The sequence below is a fragment of the Vibrio sp. B4-6 genome (genome assembly GCF_963888245.1).
Lineage (GTDB): Bacteria > Pseudomonadota > Gammaproteobacteria > Enterobacterales > Vibrionaceae > Vibrio > Vibrio anguillarum.
Genome location: NZ_CAWPIM010000025.1, coordinates 1 through 9387, shown reverse-complemented (window position 1 = coordinate 9387; position 9387 = coordinate 1). Strand labels below are relative to the sequence as shown.

Genomic DNA, 9387 nt, shown 5'->3' with positions numbered 1-9387 from the left:
CGTGGAAGACATAAAGCAATGCCTAAGTCGTCCAGAACACATTGCGAAAATTCTTGTACTAGATATCAAAGGTATCGAAGTACTTGAAATATAACAAACAATTTAAGAGTGATTCCCCACGCTTGGCGTTTTTGGTTTGGGTCAAGTTTAGTGTTTACGGTGTTCAAGTTAAGTGTCGTGGTTGCGTGGCTCACACCTTAATTGGGCGTTATATTCTTGGAGGTTTAATGGGAAAATTAGAGTTACCTAAAAAAGCGAAAGAAACGTTAAGATATTTATTAAATGACCATGGGGAAGTCGTATATAGTTCATCAGAAACGTTAAAGAAAGGTGATATCTATCTTATGGGGTTAAATCCTGGCGGATCTGGCTTTATTTCTATTGGTGATCATATTGATCAAATGCTAACTAGAACTGAAAATTCGTACTTAGATGAGGCTTGGGTTAATGGTATTTCTAAATATGAAGTAGGTCAGGCTCCTTTGCAGAAAAGAGTTAGTTGGCTGATGGAACAACTTGGTTATGATGTTCGTGATGTATGTTCTACAAATTTAATATTTACGACTTCGAAGTCTTCAAATGAACTTTGTTTCGGCTTGGCTGGAATTTGTTGGGCATTTCACGAAAGTGTTTTGGAAATTGTGCAGCCTAAATTGATAATTACTTTTGGCAATGCTGAAACATCTGCTTCACCATACTTTTTCTTAAAAAGTTTGTTTAAAGGCAATGAAACTACTATCGCTTCTGGTCATGGTCAATGGGTGTGTAAAACGTTTAATACAAAGATAAACGGTAGGGAAACCTGTATTGTGGGATTACCTCATTTAAGTTATTACAATCCGCAAGGAAAAACAGAAGTGGTGGATTGGCTCAAAGAAAAACTACGAATATAACAAACGGTTCAAGAGGGACTGCCAACGCGTGGCGGTTTTTGTTCAAATCAGCATTTGTGATTACGGTTGTTATTTTAGGTCCAGTGTTTTGCGTTGTCAGCCCCTTAACCGGGCGTTATGCAACTCAGGTAAATTTAGGGGTTCAATCTTTTGGGATTTCTCCGGCCATTCGTTTTGTGTTGTCGGCAAATGAGCTTTTTTACCCTCAAATTCGTGGTTAACTTAAACCGTAAAACAGGCAAGGTTCTTTGTTTGCCTCAATCAGTTTTAGCGCTGGCGCGTTGTGAATCTTGCGTTCGCAAAGTGTGGAAAGGGCAAGTTAATCGATCATTTTGCTTTTGCTGAAGTTTTCGCTCGTTGAGTTTTCCTGATTCAAAAGCTTGGTTGGTTGCTGAAAGGCGGACTTTGTTTTCGCGGCTTACTTATCACAGTTCTTGCTTGGGTTGATTCTTGAATCACTCAACCATTGCAATCGTGGCTTTTGATCGAGTAAAGTCAGTTTATCTTATTGAATTTGCATAACAAACGGCTCAAGAGGGATTGCCAACGCTTGGCGGTTTTAGTGCAAAATTGAAGTTCAGTGTTTACGGTGTGTTTTTTGAGTCCGGCGGTGCGTTGTCAACCCCTTAGCCGGGCGTTAGTTTCTATGAGTACAGTAATAAAATAAAAGGGTAATAATGATATTTGTTGAGTATAAAAAGTGCCCAGTATGTGTTGGTAGTGAAGTTCATCTAAATACTTGGGACTTAATGGAATGTCCGCAGTGTAACCTGATGCTGTCGATGGCGATGCCTGCAACCGCGACAGTGTTAAAAGAACGAGGAAAAGGTGAGTTTAGGTTCGAAGATGTAACTTTCAATTCTATGTGTAGTGACTTAGTTCTTGCTCCTTCGAGTGATCGTAATCCTGTATTGCCTGATGATAAGCATTGGTTCAGTTCGACTCGTGGAATTGAAGAATACTTAGAACCTGAAGGTAATACTGAAAAAGATAAAAACTATACACTGTGGACATCATTCAAAGATGAACTAGTTAATAAATTGGGTACTTTTTCACGTGATGAACTGTCAGATGCTTGGTCTTCTAAAAGCAATCGTACAGTATTTTATAAGGAATCACTTCTCCCTTTGGTTTCTAAAGAATTAGGTTTATTTCATGGTAATGAAGAGTTTACAGTTGACTATGTTATGTCTAAGTCATTCTATGACGATGTTTATGTTCCTCAAATACAAATTGAATCAGAGAATGATATTCGAACTGCAAATCAAGAAATGAACAAGCTATGCAGATTGAATTCGCCTCTGAGAGTATTGGTAACTGTCTTTGATGGTTGGGATGGCTCAAAGAACCAAAAAATTTATGACTATCTAAGAACATGGCAAAAAACAATAGAAGCTCATGGTTCTATGAATATGGGTGAATTCTCAGGTGTCATTGGTGTATTGATCGGCTCATATCATAATAAAGAACTTACCTATTACTCAGTTGCCTTTTGGAGTAATGGAACATTAAGGCAACCTTTAAGGGCATTACAGAGCTTTTGTTTAGAACGAAACTAACAAACAATTTAAGAGGGATTCCCAACGCTTGGCATTTTTGCTTCTACTTCAAATTTAGTGTTTATGGCACAATGCGTTAGGTTGGGTGGTAGCGTTGCTCACCCCTTAATTGGGCGTTAGTTTTTTCAGGTCAAATCAATACAAACGTAGTTGGTCGATAAAATGAAAAATAAAAATGGTTATGTAAGTGTTAGTGGCTCCGAGATTTATTACGAGCTTTCAGGTAATCATGACGGCAAGCCATTATTGATGCTTCATGGCGGTCTTGGTTCGTTGAATGAGTTAAGTTCAATTCATAAATATGTTGCTGCTGACTATCAATTGATAAGTATAGATTTCCGTGGTCACGGAAAGTCCCTTTTAGGCAATCGTCCACTTAATTACATGCAATATCAACAAGACGTTCAGCATGTTCTTAGCTATTTGGGTATTGAGAAATATTCGATTTTTGGTTTTAGTGACGGTGGTATCGTAGGTTATCGTTTAGCAATACAAGAACCGGAGAGAGTATCTTGTTTGGTGACACTGGGTTCGCAGTGGCGATTAGAGGCAGATGATCCATCAGTTGAATTACTAAGTGGTTTGACGGCTGAATTTTGGGCATCAAGGTTTGCCGATGATGTTGCTTTATATGAGGCGTCAAATCCTAAACCGGATTTCCCTAAACTCGTAGACGCTGTAAAAGCAGTCTGGCTTGACACAACAGAATCTGGCTACCCACATGAGTTAGTTGAAAAAATCCGTTGCCCGACATTAGTAATGCGAGGTGATAATGACTTCTTGTTTTCGTTGGATGAGGCAGCGGCTTTAAAGTCGAAAATTGTAGGTTGTAGTTTTGCCAATATTCCATTGACAGCACATTCGTCGCATCAAGAATCACCGGAATTGGTGGGTGAAATGTTAGAGCAGTTCTTGTTGCAACACAAAAACTAACAAACGGCTCAAGAGGGATTGCCAACGCGTGGCGGCTTTAGTTCAAAATTGAAGTTCAGTGTTTACAGTGTGTTTTTTGAGTTCGGCGGTGCGTTGTCAACCCCTTAGCCGGGCGTTAGGCAAAATGAGTTTTTATCAGCTAAATCGAGTTGGAATTGAACGGTAAATTCAAGGTTTTCTGGCTTAAGTTAGGCAATAAATAGTCATCACATATTTGTTGTTTCTTGATCGCGTTGGGTTGCTTGTCGTTGTGAATTTAGCGGCAAAATAACCTTCAACATCCAAACGTCCGCCGAGAATGCTACACTCGTCACTTTTCTTCCAAACCGCTCAATTTGAGTTTTTTGTTTCTTTGCTGATTTAGCGTTTTGGTTTATAAATGAATCGCTTAGTTGGTTTTCAGTTATCAAACAAGCCTTGTTCTTGGGTTTTGAAAGTATCGTTGTCAATCGGTTGGCCTAACAAACGGCTCAAGAGGGATTGCCAACGCGTGGCGGCTTTAGTGCAAAATTGAAGTTCAGCGTTTACAGTGTGTTTTTTGAGTTCGGTGGTGCGTTGTCAACCCCTTAGCCGGGCGTTATGTTGCCCCGATAAATTTGGAAATCTAGAGTTCGAAAATGATAAGAAAGTACAATTCACATGACTTAGATTCGGTTCTTGAAATCTGGCTTGAAGCCTCTGTTAAAGCGCATGATTTCGTCCCGGCGAACTTCTGGGGATCTCAAGTTGAGAACATGCGTAATATTTATATTCCTGCTTCAGAAGTCTTCGTTTATGAAATTGAGTCGAAAATAGTTGGTTTTTACGCGCTGTATGAAAGTACTTTGGCTGCCATATTCGTGTTTCCTGAATTTCAGGGTAAAGGCATCGGTAAGCAGTTATTAAGTCATGCCAAAGCTCAAAGGGCGATCTTGAGCCTTTCCGTATACAAGGAAAATCAGGCTAGTTATCAGTTCTATTTGTCTCAAGGTTTTGCAGTCGTCAGTGAGCAACTAGACGAGCATACGGGACACCCAGAGTACACAATGAGTTCGGGCACATAACAAAGCGTTTAAGTGGGATTTGGCACGCGTGGCATTTTCGGTTTGCGTTGGGTTCAGTGATTAAGTCGCTGTGCGGTAGCTTTTGTATTATGTGCCTGCACCCCTTAACGCGGCGTTATGTTTACTTGTATTTCAGTGGCTTAAAGTTTCTTCGATCACTGTTCTTTGTCCCTATGGCAGTTCGTTCGAGTTACTTCAGCAAATCCGCATTGTCGGCCCAAATTCTTGAATCTCTCAGCCCGTAAAACATGTCAATATTCGTGGGTTGCTTCATTTTCAGGTCGTGGCGGTTGGTTTTAAGTGTCACTGGCTCTAAGTCGCTTTGAGTGTATTTGCCAAGTAGCATGTTGGCTTGGCAGTTGCCTCGGCAATTTGCCATTGTTCTGCGCTTTGGTTGGAAAGAGAGGGCGCTTGTTGAGCGTTTATCGGGTTGCCTCATTGGGCAGGGAAGTGGACTTACGCGCTTTGTGTTTCGTGCCTTTGGCGGCCAAGTGAGTTTGAGCTTGTGATTCACTTCTTGAAATGCGGTCAAGAATGCAGTTCTTTGCCAAATAAATCAGTCATTTGTGGTAAAACATAACAAACAATTCAAGCAGACCCTCAACGCTCGGCGATTTTGGTTTGCGTTGAATTTCGTGTTGCCGAGCAATGCGGAAAGTGAGCCAGTGCGTTTCGGGCTACTTAATTGGGCGTTATGCGCCAAAGATAGGGTTAACATCCATACTCTTATGCAAGATACGAATTACCTCAATATTCTGGCTACCAACTTGACGGTAAAAAATTACGTGACTACCTTGCGGAAACTTTCGATAACCGTCTCTGATTTCATCGCAAGTCTTTCCGATGTCAGGGTTTTCAGCAAGCAACCAAAATGAATCATCAAATTGTTTCAAATATATATTTCGTTGTTCTCGTCCCCAACGGCGTGAGGTAAACAAGGCAATATCACGTAAATCAGTTTTAGCCTTATTAGTTAGTTGAAATGGTTTCATTTTCTTTCTTCGCTATCTAGTTCATTGATGAAAGAATCAAGATCATAATCAGCAGTTCCACTTTCTTCGCCTTCAACGAGTAACTGGCGTAAAGTGTTCAATTTGGTTTCTTGCGTCTCCAATAAGCGTAAAGCAGAACGAATCACTTCACTAGCAGAGCCATATCGTCCGCTTTGGATCTGACCGGCAATAAATCCATCGAAGTGGTCGCCAAGAGTAATACTTGTATTTTTAGCCATGATATAATCCTCAGTACCAATTAATACCTAATTATGGTACTAAATTGACGCGGGCGCAAGGCGCATAACAAAGCGTTTAAGACGGATTCCCAACGCTTGGCATTTTCGGTTTGCTTTGAATTTAGTGTTTACGGCACAATGGGTTAGGTCTGATGGTAGCGTTGCTCACCACTTAACGCGGCGTTATGTGTATTTGGAGATCGAGGTATGGAACATAACTTTGAACGGTTAAAAGAGCACATTTTACCTTTGTCCAACTCAAGTGAGTTTCATCTCGCAAAGAATGAATGGTTGCTTGTTGGTGTAGAAATTCAGGAAGACTTTGACTGTTGCCCTTGTGGTCAGCCGATAAAAGAGCTTTGTTATATTAAAAATCAACTAAACGGCAATAAAACTTACGTAGGGAATGTGTGTGTAAACAGGTTTATCGGCATTGACACTGGTAACTTATTTGCAGGTCTCAAACGCATAGCCAAAGATGTAAATGCTAATGCCAACGAAGATCTAATTATCCATTCTTATAGACTAGGTTACATATACGAAAGTGAGTACCACTTTTTGATGAAGACAAAACGTACACGTAGTCTTTCGGAAAAGCAGCTTGCTTGGAAACAAAAAATTAACCGCCGCATACTCAATCATACAGTGGTAAGAAAAGACACATAACAAACGCTTCAAGAGGGACAGTCAACGCGTTGCATTTTTATTATGCGTTGATTTTTGTGGTTATGGTGTTATGCGGAAAGTGAGTAGTAGCGTTGTCTGCCCCTTAAGCGGGCGTTATGCCTTTTGGGAGAAAATATGCAGTTTTACAAAGCAGATGAGTATCAGGCATCTTGTGAAAATCTCTATCGTAAGTATGAACTTCAGATAGCCGCTTTACTTCCAAGCGCAACAATTGAACATATTGGAGCTTCTTCTATCCCTAATGCTGTATCTAAGGGAGACCTAGACATACTTGTTGGCGTCAACGGTAACGAGCTAGAAAAAGCAGTGAAGTTACTTTCTACATTAGGTTTCAATGAAAAATCCAATACGTTAAGAACTCCAGAGCTTTGCATGCTAGAACATAGCTCAGGTGAAGATGTCGCTTTTCAAGTCGTAGCGAATGGCTCAGAGTTTGACTTCTTTGTGAGGTTTAGGGACAAGCTACGTGAAAGCCCTGAGTTGGTCCAACAATACAATGAACTCAAAATGTTTTGTACAGGTTGGACTCAAGAAGAGTATCGTCGAAAAAAGTCAGCTTTTATTGAGCACGTTTTAGGACAGGCATAACAATAAATTTAAGAGTGATTCACAACGCTTGGCGCTTTCACTTCAAGCAAGTTTAGTGTTTATGGCACAATGCCTTAGGTAGGGTGGTTAGCGTTGTTCACACCTTAATTTGGCGTTATGGCTCCCAAATTGAGTTGGTCACGAATGTCGATAAATTGGTTCAAATTGGAGTACCATTCTGTGATTACACTGATTTGAAGAACACGATGACAATTCCAATTAAAAATGTATCTAGTACGGAAATTTCTTGCTCAAACTGTCAGGCTTGCTGCTGTCGTTTAGAGGTCATGATCATTACAGATACAGGTGTGCCAGAGCAACACATTGCTTTCGACCAATGGGGTGGGGAAACCATGCTACGTTTGGCGGATGGTTGGTGCTCAGCTTTAGACCGAGAAACATTCATGTGCACGATTTATGAGAATCGACCTTGGATTTGTCGAGAGTTTGAAATGGGCTCTTATGAATGTCGAGATGAAAGGTCAGATTTACCTTGAAAGTTTTGTTCGATAAATCAGAGAGTTGTTAGCCATAACAAACGGTTAAAGAGGGACTGCCAACGCGTGGCGGTTTGTGTTCAAATCGGCCTTTGTGATTACGGTGGTTATTTGGAGTTCAGTGGTTTGCGTTGTCAGCCCCTTAACCGGGCGTTAAGTGTTTCTTGAGTTTGGGAGTACAAATGAGTAAATATTATCCACCGATATTTCTACAAGAACAATTTCATTGTGTTCAATGTGGAGTATTCGCAAGTCAATATTGGAATAAGATTTTTCTTCGTAATCAAAATGGTAATTTTCAGAATACAGAGTTTTCATATAATAAATGTTGTCATTGCAATGAAATTTCTTTTTGGTTTCAAGGTAGAATGATTGTGCCCTCAGAAGCACCAGTACCCCCTCACCACCAAGATTTACCTGAAGTATGTACTTCAGATTATAACGAGGCTAGGGACATTGTTGCGCGATCTCCTCGAGCTGCCGCAGCTTTACTTCGCTTAGCTATTCAAAAACTGCTTATTGAATTGGGTGAAAAGGGTAAAAATATTAACGATGACATTGGTTCACTAGTTACCAAAGGTTTGCCCATCGAAGTTCAGCAAGCATTAGATTATTGCCGAGTAATAGGTAATAACGCAGTGCATCCAGGAGAAATTGATCTAAATGACAACCCAGAAGTAGCAAATAGTCTGTTTGAAATGATTAACTTTATTGTTGAGGTGACAATTTCTCAACCTAAAAAAGTGGCAGCGCTTTATCATATCCTTCCTGAGGGAGTGTTGAAAGCTGTGGAAAAACGGGACAGCGTCAAATAAACACTTAACAAACGCTTCAAGAGGGACAGCCAACGCGCGGCATTTTTACTATGCGTTGGTTTTTGTGGTTACGGTGTTATGCGGAAAGTTAGTAGTAACGTTGGCTGCCCCTTAAGCGGGCGTTAGCCCTATAAGAGGATAATTATGAAATCTGCGGTTCTTGTTATCGATGTTCAATCGATTTTATTCGATCCCGAACCACAACCATTTGAGTCTAAAGTAGTCTTAGATAAGATTAATGAAGTGACCAAATGGGCTCGGAATACGGCAGTTCCAGTTGTTTTCATTCAGCATGAGCAGCTCAATTCTGTGATCGAATTTGGTTCCGATGGTTGGAAGTTGCAGTCGACGCTTGTGACTCAAGTGGACGATTATTTTGTTCGCAAGACAACACCTGATTCGTTTTTGAATACAAACCTTCAAAGTCTTCTGACAGAATTAGGAATCGACAATGTAATCGTCTGTGGTTATGCGTCTGAGTTTTGTGTTGATACGACCGTTCGCAGGGCTGCTGGGTTAGGTTATTCGGTTACGTTGATATCGGATGCTCATACAACCCACGATAAATCGCATGCTACCGGCGCTCAAATTCGTGCGCATCATAATGCAACATTGCCCAACATTTCGAGCTTTGGTGTAAAGATAGACGCAATTGAAGTAGGTAGCCTTTTGGCATAGGGCTAACAAAGCGTTTAAGACGGATTCCCAACGCTCGGCGTTTTCAGCTTACTTTGGGTTAAGTGTTTATGTCACAATGGTTTAGGCAGGGTGGTTGGCGTTGCTCACCACTTAACGCGGCGTTATGTGAATGGAGAAAATAATGTCTACAGTTCCTGAATCAAAAGATGAGTTGCTCACAGCTATAAATTCTATATTCCCGAAACTTATGGACGACTATCTGAGTGTTCCTGCATCAATGGCACGTAAGTGTGAAATTGAAGGTAACGTAAAAGGAACACAAATTAGCGTTTGTGACACTGTCGCTTATCTTATTGGTTGGGGAAACTTGGTCTTGATGCGTATTTCGGTGATTGCGAACGCTTGTTTCGGTTTATTCCGAACACCTTAACCAGCACTTTTTCTCTTTCCCTATTTTTACTCTAAGTGTTCGGATTGCGCCAGTTTTCTCATTGATTCTCCT

At 40.7% G+C, this 9387-nt stretch carries 12 protein-coding genes and 1 pseudogene; 10 read left to right on the top strand and 3 right to left on the bottom strand.

The genetic code is table 11. The annotated features are described in order from the left end of the window. The first annotated feature begins 83 nt into the window (after positions 1-83). The 4 genes from AACV20_RS09045 to AACV20_RS09030 all read left to right on the top strand — a co-directional run bounded on the left by AACV20_RS09045 (position 84) and on the right by AACV20_RS09030 (position 4428). Positions 84-893, top strand: a complete 810-nt coding sequence (locus tag AACV20_RS09045) for a hypothetical protein (RefSeq protein WP_212752665.1) — start codon at positions 84-86, stop codon at positions 891-893. A gap of 677 nt (positions 894-1570) precedes the next feature. After that, positions 1571-2452 (top strand): hypothetical protein, encoded by an 882-nt coding sequence (locus tag AACV20_RS09040; RefSeq protein ID WP_170908052.1) that lies wholly within the window; start codon positions 1571-1573, stop codon positions 2450-2452. Positions 2453-2614: 162 nt separating this feature from the next. Then, on the top strand, positions 2615-3385 hold the full coding sequence (locus AACV20_RS09035; protein WP_170901513.1) for an alpha/beta fold hydrolase: 771 nt from the start codon (positions 2615-2617) through the stop codon (positions 3383-3385). A gap of 617 nt (positions 3386-4002) precedes the next feature. Further along, the gene (locus AACV20_RS09030; RefSeq protein ID WP_017048740.1) at positions 4003-4428 is read left to right on the top strand and encodes an N-acetyltransferase; all 426 of its coding nucleotides are present in this window, start codon (positions 4003-4005) and stop codon (positions 4426-4428) included. A 190-nt stretch (positions 4429-4618) separates the two neighbouring features. On the opposite strand, the gene AACV20_RS09025 is transcribed toward AACV20_RS09030, so the two are convergent. The 3 genes from AACV20_RS09025 to AACV20_RS09015 all read right to left on the bottom strand — a co-directional run bounded on the left by AACV20_RS09025 (position 4619) and on the right by AACV20_RS09015 (position 5659). Beyond that, positions 4619-4807 (bottom strand): hypothetical protein, encoded by a 189-nt coding sequence (locus AACV20_RS09025; RefSeq protein ID WP_170908051.1) that lies wholly within the window; start codon positions 4805-4807, stop codon positions 4619-4621. A 313-nt stretch (positions 4808-5120) separates the two neighbouring features. Beyond that, positions 5121-5420 carry a type II toxin-antitoxin system RelE/ParE family toxin gene (locus tag AACV20_RS09020; protein WP_170908050.1) on the bottom strand — a complete coding sequence of 100 codons (300 nt, stop codon included), beginning with the start codon at positions 5418-5420 and terminating at the stop codon, positions 5121-5123. Next, a complete protein-coding gene (locus AACV20_RS09015; protein WP_170908049.1) occupies positions 5417-5659 on the bottom strand; it encodes a type II toxin-antitoxin system ParD family antitoxin in 243 nt (80 codons plus the stop codon). The genes AACV20_RS09020 and AACV20_RS09015 overlap by 4 nt, the downstream gene beginning before the upstream one ends. 207 nt (positions 5660-5866) lie before the next feature. On the opposite strand from AACV20_RS09015, the gene AACV20_RS09010 reads away from it, so the two are divergent. From AACV20_RS09010 to AACV20_RS08985, 6 genes and pseudogenes are all read left to right on the top strand, one after another. Next, positions 5867-6325 (top strand): hypothetical protein, encoded by a 459-nt coding sequence (locus AACV20_RS09010; RefSeq protein ID WP_000400717.1) that lies wholly within the window; start codon positions 5867-5869, stop codon positions 6323-6325. A gap of 135 nt (positions 6326-6460) precedes the next feature. After that, entirely contained in the window at positions 6461-6934 is a 474-nt protein-coding gene (locus tag AACV20_RS09005; protein ID WP_170908048.1) for a GrpB family protein, read from the top strand. Positions 6935-7140: 206 nt separating this feature from the next. Continuing rightward, the gene (locus tag AACV20_RS09000; RefSeq protein WP_026028227.1) at positions 7141-7431 is read left to right on the top strand and encodes a YkgJ family cysteine cluster protein; all 291 of its coding nucleotides are present in this window, start codon (positions 7141-7143) and stop codon (positions 7429-7431) included. Positions 7432-7613: 182 nt separating this feature from the next. Then, a complete protein-coding gene (locus tag AACV20_RS08995) occupies positions 7614-8246 on the top strand; it encodes a DUF4145 domain-containing protein (protein ID WP_170908047.1) in 633 nt (210 codons plus the stop codon). 144 nt (positions 8247-8390) lie between these two features. After that, complete coding sequence (locus AACV20_RS08990) at positions 8391-8924, top strand: cysteine hydrolase family protein (protein ID WP_170908046.1); 534 nt, start codon at positions 8391-8393, stop codon at positions 8922-8924. 142 nt (positions 8925-9066) lie between these two features. Then, positions 9067-9261, top strand: a pseudogene (locus tag AACV20_RS08985) (ClbS/DfsB family four-helix bundle protein); the annotation flags it as partial. Positions 9262-9387: the final 126 nt, after the last annotated feature.

What these genes read in the sequence shown, in the direction of transcription:
- AACV20_RS09040 (WP_170908052.1), top strand. Translation starts at nt 1,571, where the DNA reads ATGATATTTGTTGAGTATAAAAAGTGCCCAGTATGTGTTGGTAGTGAA.
- AACV20_RS09035 (WP_170901513.1), top strand. Translation starts at nt 2,615, where the DNA reads ATGAAAAATAAAAATGGTTATGTAAGTGTTAGTGGCTCCGAGATTTAT.
- AACV20_RS09030 (WP_017048740.1), top strand. Translation starts at nt 4,003, where the DNA reads ATGATAAGAAAGTACAATTCACATGACTTAGATTCGGTTCTTGAAATC.
- AACV20_RS09025 (WP_170908051.1), bottom strand. Translation starts at nt 4,807, where the DNA reads ATGGCAAATTGCCGAGGCAACTGCCAAGCCAACATGCTACTTGGCAAA.
- AACV20_RS09020 (WP_170908050.1), bottom strand. Translation starts at nt 5,420, where the DNA reads ATGAAACCATTTCAACTAACTAATAAGGCTAAAACTGATTTACGTGAT.
- AACV20_RS09015 (WP_170908049.1), bottom strand. Translation starts at nt 5,659, where the DNA reads ATGGCTAAAAATACAAGTATTACTCTTGGCGACCACTTCGATGGATTT.
- AACV20_RS09010 (WP_000400717.1), top strand. Translation starts at nt 5,867, where the DNA reads ATGGAACATAACTTTGAACGGTTAAAAGAGCACATTTTACCTTTGTCC.
- AACV20_RS09005 (WP_170908048.1), top strand. Translation starts at nt 6,461, where the DNA reads ATGCAGTTTTACAAAGCAGATGAGTATCAGGCATCTTGTGAAAATCTC.
- AACV20_RS09000 (WP_026028227.1), top strand. Translation starts at nt 7,141, where the DNA reads ATGACAATTCCAATTAAAAATGTATCTAGTACGGAAATTTCTTGCTCA.
- AACV20_RS08995 (WP_170908047.1), top strand. Translation starts at nt 7,614, where the DNA reads ATGAGTAAATATTATCCACCGATATTTCTACAAGAACAATTTCATTGT.
- AACV20_RS08990 (WP_170908046.1), top strand. Translation starts at nt 8,391, where the DNA reads ATGAAATCTGCGGTTCTTGTTATCGATGTTCAATCGATTTTATTCGAT.